We start from the raw sequence: 17,708 nt of genomic DNA on the forward strand, positions 1-17,708 counted from the left end.
GCTCCCGAAGGGGTCACGGCTCGTGCCGGGCGCCAACGGTGGTGCTTTGGTCGCTGGCGTCAGCGGCTTCGAGTTCATTTTCCCGGGGCGGTCCGGCGACGGGCAGCGCAACAGTGAACACGCTCCCAACGCCGCGCTTACTCTTGCACGTAATCGTGCCGCCATGGCGTTCCACGATGTCCTTGGACAGCGCAAGCCCCAGGCCCAGTCCAGGAATGGAACTGCGGCGCGCCGCGGCGCTGCGGAAAAAACGTGTGAAGACGTTGTTGCTTTCCTCAGCGTCCATGCCCATGCCCCGGTCCGCCACCCTGCACTGCACCACTCCGTCGACTCCGGTGCAGCTGACCGTGACGTCGCCGCCCTGCGGGGAATACTTAATGGCGTTCGAGATCAGATTGTCCAACACCTGCCGGATGCGCGCCGGATCGCAGACCACGTCCATGTTCCGCGGCAAGTGGGCGGACAGCTGGACTCTGCCGGCCGCAGCCCGGGGTTCTGCCGCCGCCACCGCCTGACCGGCAATTTCCCCAAGGTCCGCCAGCACCGGCTGCAGCTCCGACACGCCTGCCGCTGTGCCCAGCAGATCGTTGACCAGTTTAAGCAGTTGGTCCGAATTTCGGATGATGGTTTCCAGCCCTGCAACCATTTTTGGCGGCAAGTCCGGCCCCATGGCCAGCAATTCGGCATACCCCTGGATGGAGGTCAGCGGCGTCCTCAGCTCGTGGGAAACGTTGGACAGGAATTCGTTTTTCGCGTCCATCGCTGCTGCCAGCTCGGTAACGTCGCTGAAAGCCAGGACGGTTCCTTCTCGCCGGCCGCTGTCGTCAACCATTGCTTGGGCGGACGATGAGAGCACGCGCTGCCCGGGCGGCCGGCCCATCCACACGAGGTACTCGGAGAACGATTCGCCCCGCACTGCGCGGGAGATGGGCCGATCCTGGGCTGGGATGACCGTAGTGCCGCCGTCGGTGTAGAGCTCGAGCCGGGACTCCGGCGCGTCCTCGTCGCCATGCGGCAGCACCAGGCGGCGCAGCTCTTCCTGCCGGCGGTTGCGCAGGATCGTATTGCCGTCTTCATCGACCGCGAGGACCCCCACATCCACCGCTCCCACGACGGCGGAGAGGAGCCGTTCACGCCTGCCACTGGCTTCCAGCAGACTGCGCAGCTCGGCGTCCTTGGCCTCGACCACCCGCTGCTGTTCCATCATGCTCGCCGTCATCATGCGCACCGTGATTCCGATGGCCAGCATCATGAACGGGATGAGCAGCGGGTGGATTAACGCTTCGAAAGTGACGGCAGGCTGCTTGAGGAACACTGGAATCCACACCATCGCCAGGGCGGCCAGCGCACCGCCGATCACGCACAGCCGCGGGAATTGACCGGAGGCTGCCAGCCAAATCACGGGGAACGCGGCCAGCAGCCCCACCCCGGTCAGGAGCGACCCGGCGCTTTCGCGCAGCAGGCCGATGGGAATGAAATCCAGCAGCGGAATGATCAGGAAGGACGGGTGGGGCAGCTTCTCCCACGGAACGAGGAAACAGGCCGCCAGCAACACGGCGTTGCACACCATGCTGAGACCCAACAGCGGGTTCGCCAAAAGCGACGGAGAAAAAAGCCAGATGCCGATCCACAGGAACAGCATCGTGGCCGACAGCGGCAACTGGCTCATCACGACCCGCCCGCGCAGTGAGAGGGCGTGGAACTTCACCCGATGCAGGGTCAGCAGGTCGAGGACTTTATCCACGGCGGCGAAACTCCAATGTGTGGTCGCGGACGGGTTTCTGCAGTGATGGATGTGACAAATGGGAGGATTGACGCCTTAATGAAAGCATGTCTGCAGTCCCCAGCAACCGCCGCGCCGTCATAGTCGAGGACAATCCCGACATTCGCAGGCTGTTGATCGAAATTGTAGCCGACCAGGGCTTCACCGTCGCGGAGGCGGAAACCGGGCAGGACGGGCTTGACCTCATCCGAGACGGCGGGGCCGACCTCATCACCTTGGACCTGAATCTGCCGGATCTCGACGGCATCGACGTCTGCAGGCGAATCCGCACGTTTTCGGACGCCTACATTCTGATGGTCACCGCCCGCGTGGACGAGATCGACCGGCTCAAGGGGTTGGAAACCGGCGCCGACGACTACATCAGCAAGCCGTTCAGCCCTCGTGAGCTGCAGGCGAGGATCGCAGCGCTCTTCCGCCGTCCGCGCTCCCAGCCTGCCGACGCGGCTCCAAGCAGCGCCGATCAGGAACGCGCCGCCGAGGTCCAGCGCAGCCTGCTGCCCGGTGAGCCGCTCCGCCTCACTGACTATGAAATGGATGGCCGTTGCCGGCCGACCCGGAATGTGGGCGGTGATTTCTTCGACTGGTGCGCCACGGAAAACGGTTTGCAGGTCACCGTTGCCGACGCGATGGGCAAGGGCATGGGCGCTGCCCTCATCGCGGCCACAGTGCGCGCGGTCTTGCGTTCCTCCAATCGGCATGCGGACCTCAATCGGGCTTTCGAAGCGGCCAGTCAAGCGCTGGAGTGGGACTTGGGGCAGTCATCCTCGTTCGTGACCATCTTCCACGCCCGGCTGGACTCCGACAGCGGAACCGTGGAGTACGTGGACGCCGGCCACGGCCTCGGGCTCCACCTGTACGACGGCGGACTGCGTCGCCTGCCCTCGGGCGGTCCGCCGGTGGGTGCTGTGCCTGGCAGCACGTGGACCGCGGGCACCCTAATGTTGGCCCCCGGGGATTCGCTCCTGGTTCTCAGCGACGGGCTCTTGGACGCCTTCGATTCGGTGGATGCGGCCATGAACGCTGTGGCCGACGTTGCGATGGTGCACGACTCGCCACACGATGTGTGCGAGGCAGTGCTGGACTTGGCGGGCACCGCCGTGGCCGACGACGTCACTGCAGTGATGTTGCGCCGCTGCCCGCCAATCAGCGCCGAAGTTGGGCCATAGTGAAAGCTTTCGCCACGCGGGTTCTGGTCGTCCTGACGGTCATCTTGGGCACCAATTATCTGATGTGGCGCTGGCTGGAATCGCTCAACTGGTCTGCCTGGTGGATTGCCGTCCCCTTGGTTCTGGCCGAAACGTTCAGCTTGATCGACGTCGCCCTCTTCGGCCTGACAGTCTGGCGGGTCCGAGAGCGCAAAGCGCCGCCGCCACCTGCGGACGCCACCGTCGACGTTTTCATCACCACCTACAACGAGCCGCTGGACCTGGTCATGGCTACCGCGCTGGCGGCGCGGGACATCCGTTACCCCCACAGCACCTGGATTCTGGACGACGGCGCCAGGCCGGAGCTCGGCGAACTCGCCGCCAGTCACGGGCTGGGGTACCTGACCCGCACCGGCGACTGGTCGGACAAGCCGCGGCACGCCAAGGCCGGCAACCTAAATAACGCGCTGATGATGACCCAGGGGGAATTCCTCCTCATCCTGGATGCCGACCAGGTCCCCCGGCCCGACATCCTGGACAGGACGCTGGGGTATTTCAACCGGCGCCGGGTCGCCCTCGTCCAGACCCCCCAGTACTTCAGCAACGTTCCGGCCGACGACCCGCTGGGCAGCCAGGCCCCGCTGTTCTACGGGCCCCTTCAGCAAGGCAAAGACGGATGGAACGCAGCATTCTTCTGCGGCTCCAATGCCCTGCTTCGGCGCGAAGCCCTCATGCAGCTGGGCCTGGCCGGTTATGTGACCGAAGTGGACCGCGGCGTCCACCGCGCCTTGACTGGGGCCCGAAGAGCCATCCGGAAGGCCCGCAAGTCACCGGAAGCGGCCGATCCGCTGGTCGCCCGGCTGCTCGACGACGTGGAAGGCGCCACCGATACCGCCCGCATCAGACTCCGCAACGGCGGCTCCCTGAGTGAGATCACTTACGAGCTCCGGAACAAGGTCGACAGCGCGGTGCGGACCCTTGTTGCCGAAAACTTCGCCGCGGTGGAAGCGGATTTGGCCGAGATCGCCGCCATGGACCTCGGGCGCACGTCGGGTACCTCTGAACCGGATGAACTGGACGGGGCGGTCGAGCGAATGTCACGGCGGGACTGGTCCCCGCTAGGGGCGCTGGGATCGGTGCAGGCTGTGCTGGACGCCGTCTCCGTCGAACGCCCCGACGAAGCACAGCCGGTGATGCCGCTGGCCACTATCTCCGTGACAGAGGACATGGCGACCTCGATGCGGTTGCATTCGATGGGCTGGGAAAGCGTCTACCACCACGAGGTCCTCGCGCACGGCCTGGCCCCGGAGGACCTCAAGACCATGCTCACCCAGCGGCTGCGCTGGGCCCAGGGCACCATCCAAGTCATGCTGCGCGAGAACCCGCTGGTCCAGCGGGGGCTGAAACTTGGTCAGCGGCTGATGTACTTTTCCACGATGTGGAGCTACCTCAGCGGGTTCGCCGCCGTGGTCTACTTCGCCGCGCCGATCATCTACCTCACCCTGGGCATCCTCCCCGTCAACAGCCTGAGCACGGACTTCTTCATCCGGTTCATCCCGTTCATGGTGGTCAACCAACTGTTGTTCGCCGTCGTCGGCAAGGGCGTGAGCACCTGGCGCGGGCAGCAGTACAGCCTCGCCCTTTTCCCTACCTGGATCAAGGCATGCACGACGGCGGCCCGCAACGTCTGGCTGGGACGACCCCTCGGATTTGCCGTCACCCCCAAGGCCCGTCAGTCCGAGGGAAGCAGCTGGAACTTGATCATGCCCCAGTTGGTCACCATGGCATTGCTGGCGGTTGCCCTCGTGGCAGGAGCGGCAAGACTGGCCGCCGGACTGAATGAACCCTTGGGCACGCTTGTGAACGTGGCCTGGGTTATCTTTGATTTGCTGATTCTGAGCGTGCTGGTCAAGGCCGTCAGGTACAAAGGGTTCAAGCCCGACGAAAGGAACTTGGATGCAGTTCACCGTTGAGACCACGCCCGCCTATGCCGAAGTCAACGGGAGCGGCCGGCTGAACATGGTCGCAGCACCCCGCCTCCGCGAAGTCGTGGCGGCTGTTGTGGCCGAAGGGAACCACCATGTGGTGGTGAACATGGCCGGCACGGAGTTCATGGACTCCTCAGGTCTCGGGGCCCTGATCGGCTGCCTGAAGATCGCCCGCCAAGCCGGGGGCGACCTCCGCATCGCCAACGTGCAACCACAGGTCAAGATGGTGCTTGAGCTGACCAGCATGCACCGCGTCTTAACCCCGTACGAGAGCGTCGACGCGGCGTTTTCCGATGACTGAGATCCTGGCCCGAAGCTCCCGCCAGGGGTTGGCCACTGCCGAAACCGTCGATGCATTGCATGAAGATTTCGAGGCCCTCTGGGCCAAGGCCGGCTTCGTTCCGGAGATGGACCGCATGGCCTTCTCGACAGCCGTCATCGAGGCCGCCACCAACGTGGTCCAGCACGCCGTCCCTGCTTCCAATGCGCCGCTCCAGCTCGGCGTCGACATCACCATCTGGTCCCGCCGGTTGGAGGCACGCATTTCCGAAATCGGAGCAGCACCATCCAGTCCGGACATCACCGACCCGCAAAGGCAAAGTATCGACGCAGAGTCGGAGTCCGGCCGGGGGCTCAACCTGATCCATGCCCTGGTCAGCACTGTCACCTTCGAGCGCCACGGCGAGGACAACGTCTGGGTTCTCCGCCGCAATGCTTCGGAGGACAGCCCCTAATCGCGCCGGAGTGCTATTGCGTCGTGAGCTCCCCGCTAGCCAGCCGCCGCGCGACTTCGGTCAGCAGCTCCACGCCGCGCAGGGCGTCGTCGTCCCGGGTGTATTCGGCTTCGTTGTGCGAGATGCCCTCGACGCTGGGGACGAAGAGCATGACCGTCGGCACGACATCCTTCATGTTGGTCGAGTCGTGCCCGGCCACGGTCATGATGTCCGTGTGGCTGAACCCGAGCCGCTCGGCGCTGGCGATGCCGAGCGCCACGCCTGCGGGCTGGTAGGACACCAGTCCCCACCGGTGGGTCAACTCGAGGGCGACCGTCGTGCGGGAGGCCGCCTCCGCCTCGGCGATCCTTTTGTCCAGCAACTCCATGGCGCGGGCCAGGACGCCCTCGTCCGGCGACCGCAGGTCCAGGTTCATGACGGCCTGGCGCGCAATGGTCACCGGCGAGTTGGGCAACACATACATCTCGGAGACCGAGGTGTGCAGCTGCCCGGGGGCGAACTCCGCGGCGAGGTCACGGGCGGCGGAGATGACCAGCGCGGCCCCGTAGAGAGCGTCCCGGCGGTCCTCCATCCGGGTGGAGCCGGTATGCGACTGCTCCCCGTCGACCGTGACGCGGTACTTGCTGGCCGCCCACGTACGGTCCACGATTCCGACCTGCGTGCCGGTCTCCTCGAGGCTCCTGCCCTGTTCGATGTGGATTTCGGCGTACCGGGCCACCTCGGCCAGCCGGGGGGCGCCGTCATCGGCAGTGCGGTGGCCGGCGGCAAGGGCCGCGGCGACCGTCGTCCCGGCCGGATCCGTGGTGGCGAGCGCCTGTTCCAGGGGCAGCTTCCCGGTGTAGACGGAGCTGCCCATCATGCTGGGCGCGAAGCGGCTGCCTTCCTCGTTGAACCAGTTGACCACGGCCACGTTGTAGACCGGGTCGATCCCGCCGGCGGCAGCTTCGGCCGCCACGCGGGCCGCGGCGTGTGCACCGGCCAGCACACCGTAGGCACCGTCGTACCGCCCGGCCAATGGCTGGGAGTCCAGGTGCGATCCGAGCAAGACATAGGGAGCACCGGGAACAAGTTCGAGGGTGCCGAACTGGTTTCCGGCGGCGTCTACCTTTTCGGTGAAGCCATGCCGTGCCAGCCACTCGCCGAACCACCGGCGGGTGGCGTGGTCCGCCGGCGTTCCGGCCTGCCGGTCCACGCCGCCGCCGTCGGTCGCGCCGAACCCGGACATGGCGGCGAAGTCGTCAAGAAATTCCTGGCCGGTCGTGCTCATCGGGTTTCCTCCCCGGTCGATGCCATGGCCGCATCCGCGGTTTTCTGGGGCGGGAAGTTCTCCGCGCCGAAGCGGATCTCGCCGCCCACCATGGTGGCGAGCACCTGCGTGGCGCCGATGCGCGATGGCTCGACGGCGGTGGGATCCTGGTCCAGGAAGACGAGGTCGGCCAGCATGCCCGGCACCAGCCGGCCTTTGGTGTCCGCGGTTCCCGTTGCCGCCGCGGAACCAACGGTGTAGGCGGCCAGCGCCTCGGCCGCGGTGATCCGCTCGTCGGGGCCGTAGACCTCGCCGGACGGGGTCAGCCGCTGCACGAACGACTGCATCACGTCGAGCGGCCGGCCGTTGGACACCGGTCGGTCCGAGCTGCCCGGCAGCGTGGCGCCGCGCTGCAGCAGGCCCTTGGCCGGGTAGGACGTGGCCGTCCGTTCCGGGCCAAGCAGCTTGGCCATGCCGTCGCCGAACTCGGTGATGAAGTGCGGCTGAGGGACCAGGACAATACCGGCCGCGGCAATGCGGTCCAACTGCTCCGGCCGGATCACGCCGCCGTGCTCAATCCTGTTGGGCACGGCCTTGCGGCCGTAGGTTTCCTGGGCTTCGGTAATGATGTCGATTGCGTGGTCGATGGCGTGGTCGCCGATCGCGTGCATGGCAATGGACCAGCCGGCCCGGTACGCCTCAAGCGACGATGCGCGCAGCACCTCGGCGTCCATTTGCAGGTAGCCGTGGTTATGGGGACAGCCAACATACTCTTCGGTGACGTAGGCGGTGCTGCCCAGCAGCGATCCGTCGCTGAAGATCTTCACCGGTCCCAGCCGGAGCCAATCGTCCCCCAAACCGGTGCGGATGCCGGCGTCGAGCCCGCGCGAGACCGGGTCTGCCGCGTGCCCGGGCACCTGATGCAAGGCGTCCAGCACCAGCATGGGTTGCATCCGGACGCTCAGCAGCCCCTTGTCGCGCGCGCTCTGGTAGGCGGCGAACTCCCGCGGCGAGTACCCGATCCAGCCGCCGGCGATGCCTGCGTCGGTGACGCTGGTGATGCCCTCGCTCAGATAGTGCGTGGTCGCAAGGTCCAGCGCGCGTTCGATGGTCGCCAGCGGGTAGGGCAGCATGATGTCCTGCACCAGCCGCATGGCGTTCTCTTCCAGCAGCCCGGTGGGCCGGCCCTGGGCATCCGTGACCACGACGCCGCCATCAATCGGCGCGGCAAGGTCGGCACCGTGTTCGGCGATTACCTCGAGTGCGACGCCGTTGACGTTGCAGGCGTGGCCTGAGGAGTGCTTGATCCATACCGGGCGGCCGCCGGAGGCAGCATCGAGCCGGTCACGGTCAGGCTGGGCGCCGCCGTGCAGCAGCGGGCTGTACCCGGAGGCCACCACCCATTCGTCCTCCGCCAGCGTGGATGCGGCGTCAGCGATGACAGCGTAGGCCTCTTCGAGGCTCGCGACGGTCCCCAGGTTCGCTTCCATCAGGCCGAGCCCGAACCATACGCTGTGGGCGTGCACGTCATTGAAGCCGGGCACGATGACCGCACCGGCGGCGTCGACGACCCGCCGGGCGCCGGGGATGGACTGGGGCTCGACGTCGAGGGCCAGCACCTTCCCGTCGTGGATCAGCAGGCTTTCAGCCACCGGTTGTCCGGGGTCCTGGGTGAGAATGCGGGCGTTGCGGATCAGGAGATCGACGAGCATGAGTCCTCTTCGTGCTTTCGCTGCGGCGTGCCCGGAGCGGTAGATGGCGCACCGGAAGGTGCCGGGGGCCGTCTCCATTTCAACACTGGAGCAATGTCACGCTCAATCGACAAAAGACGCCATATTCTTCAGAAGAATTAGGCGATTGCATAAGATAGGTAGATGAGCGAGCCGCGCGTAGAACCCTTCCCCGACAGCGCCAGCCAGCCGCGGAACTTCGATCCCGACCCATCTGCCGAACCCCAGTGGACCGGCCTTATCCGGCGCTTGTGGCAGGAGCGCGATCTACTGGTCCGCGACTTCCTGGAGCGCTTCGCCACCATCTCCTATGACGGAGCACTGGTTCCGGACGAGGACGTCCGCCGGACGGCGGTCGACACGATGGAGATGTTCCTGTTCCAGATGGCCGGCCTGGAGCTGCCCCCCGATCTTCGGTCGCTGCCGAGGGACGTTGCCGCCCGCCGGGCGCGCCAGGGGGTTCCGCTGGAGGCCTTTCTCAGCGCCGTGCGCAATGACTTCAGGGTTTTGTGGAAAGGGCTTGAACGCGTTGCGCGGGGGGATGGCACCGATGTCCTCGTTGCCAACATGGACCGCGTCCTGGACACGGTGGAGAGATACGTCAGCAGCGTCCAGCAGGCTTTTTCGGAGGAGGAAGCCCTGCTGGCCCGCGACAAGCAGCTGCACCGGCAGCGGCTCCTTTCGCGGCTCTTCAATACCGACACGCGAAACACCGGCGAAGTCTCCGACATCGCTGCCGGCCTGGAAGTAGAGAGCTCGGACGTGTTCGAACTGATTGCAGCGACCAAGGAGACCGTGGCGAAGTTGCAGCTGCAGCCCGCTGCCGACGGTCAGACGTTTTCCTACGAACGCGCGGGCGCCCTTTATCTTTTCCGCGTAACCCGTGCGGGACGAACCTGGCAGGACGATCCGCCCGAGTTTCCGGCAGGTTACATGCCCGGCGTGGAAGGCCTGGCCGCGATTCCGCAGGCGGCAGCGGCGGCCCTGGTGCTGGCCGCCAAGCACGGGGCCGAGACGGGGCTGGCCACGATCGCCGGCACCTGGATGTCCATTGCCCGGGACCTCCTGGAGAACGCGCTCCCCGGGTTCTCCCTGCCCGTCACCACGGCACTGGACCACTGCACGCCGCATGAGCGCCAGCGGTTGCTGCAGGTGGCGCAGAGCTACGGCCGCACGGGGTCGATCAAGGAAACGGCGGAGGAACTGTACTGCCATCGGAACACGGTGGTCAACCGGTTGCATTCGCTTCAGGAAGTCATTGGACTGGATATGACGGTTCCGGCGCAGGCTGCGCTGGCACTGGTCGCGCTCGCGGACTACCAAAACGGCCACAAGTTGTGAAAAAGCACAAGTGAGCGTTGTCAAGCCGGTGTGTATTGTCATTGTTCAGGGGAATGGCACTACCTTACAGTCGAGAGGTACTTCACAGCTCTACCTCGGGATGTCCTCCGTTCAGGGCCATAGGAATTACGGGCTGCCGCTGCCTCCTCCAACGGTGCCGGCCCCGCACAGCTTGAAAGGCAACACGTGACGACGCCGCAATCTCTCAACACCCCCGGTGCCCCGCCCAAAGTCTCCGGCAAGGACGCAGGCAAGATCGCCCGGGCCGCCTTCGTCGGGACGGCTCTCGAGTGGTACGACTACTACCTCTTCGGCACGGCCGCAGCTTTGGTGTTCAACCGCCTGTTCTTCACGGAACTGGATCCCACGGCCGCGTTGCTGGCTTCGTTTGCCACCTTCGGTGTCGGCTTCGCCGCCCGTCCGATCGGCGCAATGCTCTTCGGCTACATCGGCGACAAGTACGGCCGCCGGCCCGCCCTGCTGACCACCATCGTCATGATCGGCGTGGCCACCGGCCTGATCGGTTTGCTGCCCGACTTCGGCAGCATCGGCCTGGCGGCCCCGATCCTGCTCGCCGTCCTGCGGCTCGTCCAGGGACTGGCCGTGGGCGGCGAATGGGGTGGCGCGGTCACGATGGCCGTCGAACACGCCCCCGCCGAGAAGCGCGGCCGTTATGCCGCCTTGGTCCAGGTCGGCTCGCCGGTGGCGACCTTGCTGGCCTCCACCGCGTTCACCCTCGTGCTGCTCTTCCCCTCCGACTTCTTTGACGCCTGGGGCTGGCGCATTCCCTTCCTGCTGGCCTTCCCGATGCTCCTGATCGCCCTGTGGATCCGGCTCAAGGTGGAAGAATCACCGATCTTCAAGGATCTCCTGGCCCAGGAGGAGACCTCCAAGGTCCCGGCCTTCGATGTCTTCCGCAATGCTGGCGGCCGCCTGGTGGTTGCCGTGCTCGCCGCCCTGCTGGGCGTGGGCGGCTTCTACATGATCACCACCTTCGTGGTCAGCTACGGCGTCAACACCTTGGGTGTGGACCGCAACGTGATGGTCAACGCCACCCTGATCGCCGCCGTCGCGCAGATCATCGTCACCATTCTGATGGGCCGGCTCGCGGAAAAGATCGGCCCGGGCAAGGTCACCATGTGGGGCGGCATCCTCACCGCCGCCCTGGCCTTCCCGCTGTTCGCCATGATCGACACGAAGTCCCCGCTGCTGATCACCCTGGCCATCACGCTGGGCATCATGCTGATCGCCGTGGCGTACGCGGTCAACGGCGCGCTGCTGACCGAACTGTTCCCGGCGAAACTGCGCTACTCCGGCGTGGCCCTGGGCTACAACATCGCCGGCGCCACCAGCGGCTTCATGCCGATGATCGCCACCGCAATGCTCGGTGTCTCCGGCAACCAGTCCTGGGGCGCGGCCATGATCCTTGCCATCATCGCGCTGCTCACGGCCGTTGGCGGATTCCTCGGCGAGCGGCTGCGCGTCCAGGACAAGCAGATCGTCGCCGACAGCTAAACCCCCACGCCCGCCCCAACCCGGGGCGGGCTCCGGCCTCCGGTGGCACCGCCGTCGGAAGCAAGACTCTCCAACACCTCGCGGGGGAGCCGTCCAGCCGGGCGGCTCCCCCGCGCCATATCAAGGAGCATTCGGATGATCAATGACGAACAGTCCCAACGTATTCTCGATGCCGTCGACGCCGCGTTCGACGCGCAGCTGGCCTTCACCCAGGAACTGGTGAAGCACCCGTCGCTGCGGACCCAGGAGGGCAGCGCCCAGGACCTGCTGCACACCGCGATGGCCGCACGCGGGCTGGAGATGGACCGCTGGCAGCTTGACCCCGACGAGCTCGCCACGCATCAGGGCTTCGGTCCGGTCACCGTCTCCTACGACGACGTCACCAACGTCGTCGGCACCTACCGGCCGGCCGCCGAAACCGGCCGCTCGCTCATCCTGAACGGTCACGTCGACGTGGTGCCGGAAGGGCCGGAAGAGGCATGGTCGCGCTCCCCCTGGGATGCCCCCATCATCGACGGCTGGATGTACGGCCGCGGCGCAGGCGACATGAAGGCCGGCCTGGCCGCCAACCTCTTCGCGTTCGACGCCGTCAAGGCCGCCGGTCTTGACCCTGCCGGCCGCATCCACTTCCAGTCCGTCGTCGAAGAGGAATGCACCGGCAACGGTTCCCTGTCCGCACTCATGCGCGGTTACCGGGCGGACGCGGTCATCATCCCCGAGCCCGAAGAGGACATGCTGGTCCGGGCCAACGTCGGGGTCCTCTGGTTCAGAGTACGGGTCACCGGCAACCCGACCCATCCGCGCGAGATGGGCACCGGCTTCAACGCCATCGACGCCGCCTACACGGCCATCACCGCCCTGCGCGAGGTCGAGGAGAAGTGGAACGCGGACCGGGGCCGGCACCGCTACTTCGAGGACCTGGAACACCCCATCAACTTCAACTTCGGGCAGATCGTTGGCGGCGATTGGCCCTCCAGCGTGCCCGCTTGGTGCGAATTCGATGTGCGGGCGGCCATCTACCCCGGGATTCCGGCGGAGCAAGCCTGGACCGAACTGCAGGAATGCCTCGCCCGGCTGGGGACCGGACCGGCGTCGATCCACGCCGTCGCCACCAAGACCGGTTTCTTCTCCGAAGGTTATGTGCTGGAGCCCGGCAGCGAAGCCGAGTCCCTGCTGGAGAGCACGCACCAGCAGGTCTTCGGCAAGGAGCTTGGCAGTTTCACCACTCCCGGCTACCTGGACGGCCGCGTCTTCGCGCTCTACGCCGACACACCCGCGCTTGTTTACGGCCCGGTCTCCGAAGCGATCCACGGATTCGACGAGCGCGTATCCATCGAGTCGGTCCGCCGGATCACCAAGAGCATCGCGCTGTTCATCGCCAACTGGTGCGGCGTGGAAGAGCGGGCCTGACGCCCTGTCGCCGGCACCTGCGCTTTGGCCGGTGCCGGCGGCCGCCTACTGACCCCGCTTCTGGATGGACACCGTCCGATGCCGGTTGTCCCACCACGTCACCGTGTGGTTGATCAGTGATCCCAGCACCAAGGACACGGCGATGGCGAGCAGCACCGCGAACTCGGTGGACAGCTGCGGCCAAACACCCGACACGGCGCCGATGCCCACCGAGTAGGCGGACCACAGCACACCGGCCAGGGCGGAGTGCGCCAGGAACCGGCGGCCGGGCTGGGGAATCATCGCGGCGGCCACATTGAGCGTAACCCGCCCCATGGGAACAAACCGGGACGTCAGCACCAGCGGCAGCCCCTTGCGCCCCAACCCGGTGCGGGCCTTGCGGAAGCCCGACTGCCAGTGTCGCCCGGAGAACAACTTCCGCTCCGCGAGGTTGAAGCGGCGCACCAAGAAGAACGTGCCGGCGTCACCCCCTACCGCGCCGGCCAGCATGGCGGCCGCCAACACGTAAGGGTCGAGGTGGTCCGAGTGCACCGAGAGCGATCCCAGCGCGACGAACAGCGTGGTGCTCGGCACCGGAGGAACCAGCGCGGAAACGGTCACGAAGAGCGCACCGGCAGGATAGATCCACCAGTAATCCAGGCTGCGCAGCAGTTCGCCGAGTTCGTCCATCCCTCCATCCTCCCCGATGCACCGTGGTGCTGGTGCAACGGTGCATCCGGCGGCACGGCGTTGACGCCCGTCTAAACTTGGGCCATGAGCAACTTGGAGGCTGCACCGAGGGAAGTTGTCTGCTCACTGGAAGCAGAATCCGCCGACGTGGAGGTCCTGACGCCGCGGGACGTGCCGCTGGGCGGCGTCCGGGCCATGAATGTCCGCCGCACCCTGCCGCAGAAACGGCGCAGCCTGATCGGCTCCTGGTGCTTCCTGGACCATTACGGGCCCGACCTGGTGCCCGGTACCGGCGGCATGCAGGTTCCCCGCCACCCGCACACCGGCCTGGCCACGGTCAGCTGGCTGTTCTCCGGAAAAATCGCGCACCGGGATTCCGCCGGGTTTGAAGCCATCGTGCGGCCGGGGGAAGTGAACCTGATGATCGCCGGCCGCGGCATCTCCCATCAGGAATTTTCGACGCCGGACACCACCGTCCTGCACGGCGCGCAGCTCTGGTTCGCCCTTCCGGACTCGACCCGCAACATGCCGCCGACCTTCGAACATTACGCACCGGAACCCGTCGTCGGCGACGGGACCGAGTTGCGCGTCTTCTTCGGTTCGCTGGCCGGCTCCACGTCGCCGGTCAACACTTACACCCCTCCGCTGCTCGGCGCCGAAGCGACGCTGCGTGCGGGTTCCCGGCTGGAACTCGACCTGGACCCCGGTTTCGAACACGGAATCCTGCTGGATACCGGCGATCTTCGGCTGGACGGGAACGAGGTCCCCGTGGACCACTTGGTCTACCTCGCGCCCGGACGAACGCATCTCGTCCTCGAGGCCGGGGATGGGCCGGCGCGGCTGCTTCTCATCGGCGGCCAGCCACTGGGCGAGCAGATCATCATGTGGTGGAACTTCGTGGGCAGGAGCCATGAAGAGATCGTGGCGTACCGCGCCGCCTGGCAGGCGGAGATCGACGTCGACCCGGCGCCGCAGCCGGCAGGCGGCACCTATCCGGACGGTGCCCCGTATCCCCGGTTCGGCCCCTTCCCCGACGGGATGCCCGCGCCGCTGCCCGCCCCAACGTTGCCCACCGTCCAGCTGCGACCCCGCGGCTGAGCACTGCCAGGCCGACCACACCCAGGAGGATCCGTGGAATCCGACGCACCCATCACCGTCCGCCTCAATACCGAACGGCGCCGTTACGAACTGGTGGACGGCGGCAAGGTCATCGGCAAGGCCCACTGGCTGCCGTCCGAGGGCCCGGCCGGACCCGAACGGATTTTCTTCCACACCACCGTCGACGAGGCGTACGCCGGCCAGGGACTGGCCGGACGCCTGGCCCGCTACTCGCTTGATGACACCGCCGCCGCCGGGGTGTCCGTGGTGACCGTCTGCCCGTATTTCAAGGCCTACGTCGAAAAGCACCCGGAGTACCAGGCCCGGACCACCCCGGTGCGGCCCGAACACGTGCAAGCGGTCGAACGCGTCGCCGGTTAGGGAAACCGCCGGAACTCTCTGCGGTCGCCAACAGTTCTTAATGGGGAGAGATGACCCGTGCACCGGCTTCCACCGGGCAGGCAAGGAGCGGAACCGTGGGAATGTTCGACAAGCTGGTCCAAAAGGGCAAGCAAAAGGCGGTCCAGTACGCCAAGGAGCAGTTGGCCCAACGCACCGGGCAACAGCGCCAGCCGCGGCCCCAGGGCTCCGGCCGGGAGCCCGGCTACGGCCAGGACGCGGGCTACGGATATGGCCAGAACCGCGGCTACGGCCAGGACCGTGGTTACGGACAAGATCGCAACTATGGCCAGGACCGTGAGTACGACGGCGGGTACAACTCCGGCGGTCGTGACGGCAGCCAGCGGTATCCGTCCCGGCCGCAGCCCCGTGACGGCAGGCCCGGGCAGACCGCCGGGCGGGACGCCGACCAGGCGGCCATCGCGAAATACAAGTACATGCTGCAAACGGCGCCGCCCCAAGACATGGAGCGGGCCCACGCCGAAGCCTTCAACCGGTTGACGCCGCAGCAGCGCGCGATGCTCCGCGACGAGCTCAACAGCCAACTTCCCGCCGCTGAGCGGGCCGCCTCCGACCGGCCCGAGACGCTGGCCAGGACCGCCACCCGCGCCGAGCTGGCGCAGCCGGGCTTCATGGAACGGATCCTCGGCCGGACCGGAACGGGCCGGGGCGGCGGTCGCCTGGCCGCCGGAGCCGCCGGTGCCGCCGGAGGCCTGGGCGCCGGGCTGCTGGCCGGCGTGGCTGCCGGCTTCGTCGGCTCGGCCATCGCCGGTCCCCTGCTGGAAGGGTTCTCCGGTATCGGGGAAGGACTGGCCGGCGCCGCCGAAGGATTCGGCGATACCGTCGCCTCCGCCGGTGAGGGCTTTGCGGAAGATGCAGGCTTCGGCGGCTTCTTTGGTGACGGCGCCGAAGGCCTCGGCGACTGGGAGATTTAGTACCCCGCGCGCCTATCCGATGGGCGGGCCCCCGGTTAGGACGCGGAGTACACCACTTCACCGCCGATCACGGTGGTGATGACAGTGGTGCCCCGGATGCGGGCGGGAGCCAACTCGAAGAGATCGTCGCTCAGGGCGATAAAGTCTGCCAGCATGCCGACCTTGATGGCCCCCTTGTCCGCCTCCTGACCCACGGCGTAGGCGGAGCCGTAGGTGTAGGCCCGCACCGCTTCTTCCACTGTGAGCCGCTCATCCGGGCCAAGGATTCGGCCACTGGCCGTGGTGCGGTTGACCATATCGTGGATGGACGTCATGGGGTTGCCGTCGGAGACCGGCGAGTCCGTGGAACCGGGAAGCACCATGCCGGCGTCCAGCAGCGACTTCATCCGGTAGATCAGTGGCGCCAGCTCCGGCTCAACGGCGTCCATCATGCCGTCGCCGAAGTCGGAGATGAACACGCCCTGCGGCACAGCTGTCAGGCCCAGGGCCGCCGCCCGGGCGATTTGATCGTCGGAGGCCAGGGCAAAATGCTCGATGCGGTGCCGCACGTCCGGCCGTGGCGAGCGGCGCTGGGCTTCCTCGACTGCATCTATCACGTGGTCGATCGCGGCGTCGCCGATAGCATGCGTCGCCACCGTCCATCCTGCTTCATGGGCGCCGATGATCATGTCCTTCAGCTGTTTGGGTGCAAAGGCCAACACGCCGTGGTTATCCGGCTCCCCGTGGTAGCAGTGGTGCATGGCCGCTGAGCGGCCGATAAAGGAACCGTCGGAAAGGATCTTGACCGGCCCCACCCGCAGGCGGTCATCACCGAGGCCGGTGCGGATGCCCAGGTCCAGCCCCAGCCAGGTGCGGTCGCGGAAACCTTCCAGCTCGTGCAGGGTGGAGCAGTACGGCATGAGCGTGGTCCGGGTTTTCAGCACACCGGCCTCCACGGCCTGCTGGTAGGAGTGAAAGTCCGCCGGGGTGTTGCCGAGCATCGTGTATTCGCCGATGCCGGGCTCGGTCACCGACGTCAGGCCGTACCGGAGGGCCTGTTCACTGGCCAGGCCCAGGTTTCGCTGGACTTCGTCCAGGCCCATCGGCCGGACCAGCCGGTAGACCATCTGCATGGCCGCTTCCTGCAGCAGTCCAACGGCCCGGCCTTCGGCGTCACGCAGCACTGCCCCGCCATCCACCTCCGGCACGCCGGTGCGACCCGGATACCCGGCCAGCTCCAGTGCCCTCGTATTGGCCACTATCATGTGCCCGGAAACGTGCTCCAGCAGCACCGGCCGTCCGGCGGCTGCCTTGTCCAGAGCGTCTGCCGTGGGATGGCCCTCCAGGAAGTTCTGGTCGTATCCCGAGCCACGCACCCATGCGCCTTCCGGCAAGGTTGCGGCGTAGCCGGCTACGGCCTCGTAGAGCTCCGCCAAGGAGGATACCTTCCCGGGCCGCAGGTCCAGCGCGGCCAGCCTGGCCCCGGTCAGGGAAAGGTGGTAGTGCGCGTCATGGAAACCAGGCAGCACCGGGGCGTTCCCCAGGTCCACGGTCCGATCGGCGGCAATCCCGTCCAGTTCTTCGTCCAGCCCTACAATGCGTCCGTGCAGGACACCGATCCGGCTGGCTGTCGGGCGCTGGGGATCCAGGGTTCGGACGCGGGCATTGGTGAAGATGGCATCGATACGCATGTTGATCCGTTCGTGAGTGGGTGGAATGTGAGCGGGTGCCCGGAA

General features: G+C 66.7%; 15 protein-coding genes. 10 read left to right on the plus strand and 5 right to left on the minus strand.

Features of this window, described 5'->3' with window-relative positions:
• Positions 1–13 precede the first annotated feature (13 nt).
• Complete coding sequence (locus AC5RVD_RS04510) at positions 14–1,744, minus strand: sensor histidine kinase (RefSeq protein ID WP_494122054.1); 1,731 nt, start codon at positions 1,742–1,744, stop codon at positions 14–16.
• Between the two features lie 86 nt (positions 1,745–1,830).
• On the opposite strand from AC5RVD_RS04510, the gene AC5RVD_RS04515 reads away from it, so the two are divergent.
• The 4 genes from AC5RVD_RS04515 to AC5RVD_RS04530 are packed head-to-tail and all read left to right on the plus strand — an operon-like array spanning position 1,831 to position 5,650.
• Complete coding sequence (locus tag AC5RVD_RS04515) at positions 1,831–2,949, plus strand: PP2C family protein-serine/threonine phosphatase (RefSeq protein WP_494122055.1); 1,119 nt, start codon at positions 1,831–1,833, stop codon at positions 2,947–2,949.
• The gene (locus AC5RVD_RS04520; RefSeq protein ID WP_494122056.1) at positions 2,949–4,901 is read left to right on the plus strand and encodes a glycosyltransferase family 2 protein; all 1,953 of its coding nucleotides are present in this window, start codon (positions 2,949–2,951) and stop codon (positions 4,899–4,901) included. The genes AC5RVD_RS04515 and AC5RVD_RS04520 overlap by 1 nt, the downstream gene beginning before the upstream one ends.
• Complete coding sequence (locus AC5RVD_RS04525) at positions 4,885–5,217, plus strand: STAS domain-containing protein (protein ID WP_494111798.1); 333 nt, start codon at positions 4,885–4,887, stop codon at positions 5,215–5,217. Before AC5RVD_RS04520 ends, AC5RVD_RS04525 begins: the two co-directional genes overlap by 17 nt.
• Positions 5,210–5,650, plus strand: a complete 441-nt coding sequence (locus AC5RVD_RS04530; RefSeq protein ID WP_494122057.1) for an ATP-binding protein — start codon at positions 5,210–5,212, stop codon at positions 5,648–5,650. Before AC5RVD_RS04525 ends, AC5RVD_RS04530 begins: the two co-directional genes overlap by 8 nt.
• Before the next feature lie 13 nt (positions 5,651–5,663).
• On the opposite strand, the gene AC5RVD_RS04535 is transcribed toward AC5RVD_RS04530, so the two are convergent.
• Together AC5RVD_RS04535 and AC5RVD_RS04540 are read right to left on the minus strand one after the other, a co-directional pair.
• On the minus strand, positions 5,664–6,917 hold the full coding sequence (locus AC5RVD_RS04535) for a M20 family metallo-hydrolase (protein ID WP_494122058.1): 1,254 nt from the start codon (positions 6,915–6,917) through the stop codon (positions 5,664–5,666).
• Positions 6,914–8,608, minus strand: a complete 1,695-nt coding sequence (locus AC5RVD_RS04540) for an amidohydrolase (RefSeq protein WP_494122059.1) — start codon at positions 8,606–8,608, stop codon at positions 6,914–6,916. Before AC5RVD_RS04540 ends, AC5RVD_RS04535 begins: the two co-directional genes overlap by 4 nt.
• A 162-nt stretch (positions 8,609–8,770) precedes the next feature.
• On the opposite strand from AC5RVD_RS04540, the gene AC5RVD_RS04545 reads away from it, so the two are divergent.
• The 3 genes from AC5RVD_RS04545 to AC5RVD_RS04555 all read left to right on the plus strand — a co-directional run bounded on the left by AC5RVD_RS04545 (position 8,771) and on the right by AC5RVD_RS04555 (position 12,892).
• The gene (locus tag AC5RVD_RS04545; RefSeq protein ID WP_494122060.1) at positions 8,771–9,967 is read left to right on the plus strand and encodes a helix-turn-helix domain-containing protein; all 1,197 of its coding nucleotides are present in this window, start codon (positions 8,771–8,773) and stop codon (positions 9,965–9,967) included.
• Between the two features lie 186 nt (positions 9,968–10,153).
• On the plus strand, positions 10,154–11,482 hold the full coding sequence (locus AC5RVD_RS04550; protein WP_494111793.1) for an MFS transporter: 1,329 nt from the start codon (positions 10,154–10,156) through the stop codon (positions 11,480–11,482).
• A 135-nt stretch (positions 11,483–11,617) separates the two neighbouring features.
• Positions 11,618–12,892, plus strand: a complete 1,275-nt coding sequence (locus tag AC5RVD_RS04555; RefSeq protein ID WP_494126140.1) for an ArgE/DapE family deacylase — start codon at positions 11,618–11,620, stop codon at positions 12,890–12,892.
• Positions 12,893–12,937: 45 nt separating this feature from the next.
• Here AC5RVD_RS04555 and AC5RVD_RS04560 read toward each other — a convergent pair whose 3' ends face one another.
• Positions 12,938–13,561, minus strand: a complete 624-nt coding sequence (locus AC5RVD_RS04560) for a DedA family protein (protein WP_494126141.1) — start codon at positions 13,559–13,561, stop codon at positions 12,938–12,940.
• An 84-nt stretch (positions 13,562–13,645) separates the two neighbouring features.
• Between AC5RVD_RS04560 and AC5RVD_RS04565 the strand changes: the two genes are divergently transcribed.
• The 3 genes from AC5RVD_RS04565 (at position 13,646) to AC5RVD_RS04575 (ending at position 15,993) form a co-directional block, all read left to right on the plus strand.
• Entirely contained in the window at positions 13,646–14,659 is a 1,014-nt protein-coding gene (locus AC5RVD_RS04565; RefSeq protein WP_494126142.1) for a pirin family protein, read from the plus strand.
• Between the two features lie 33 nt (positions 14,660–14,692).
• Positions 14,693–15,040 (plus strand): GNAT family N-acetyltransferase, encoded by a 348-nt coding sequence (locus tag AC5RVD_RS04570; protein ID WP_494126143.1) that lies wholly within the window; start codon positions 14,693–14,695, stop codon positions 15,038–15,040.
• 101 nt (positions 15,041–15,141) lie between these two features.
• The gene (locus AC5RVD_RS04575) at positions 15,142–15,993 is read left to right on the plus strand and encodes a hypothetical protein (RefSeq protein WP_494126458.1); all 852 of its coding nucleotides are present in this window, start codon (positions 15,142–15,144) and stop codon (positions 15,991–15,993) included.
• Positions 15,994–16,028: 35 nt separating this feature from the next.
• On the opposite strand, the gene AC5RVD_RS04580 is transcribed toward AC5RVD_RS04575, so the two are convergent.
• Complete coding sequence (locus AC5RVD_RS04580; RefSeq protein WP_494126144.1) at positions 16,029–17,663, minus strand: amidohydrolase; 1,635 nt, start codon at positions 17,661–17,663, stop codon at positions 16,029–16,031.
• Between the last annotated feature and the right edge of the window lie 45 nt (positions 17,664–17,708).

This window comes from Arthrobacter sp. THG-b23, assembly GCF_059091265.1.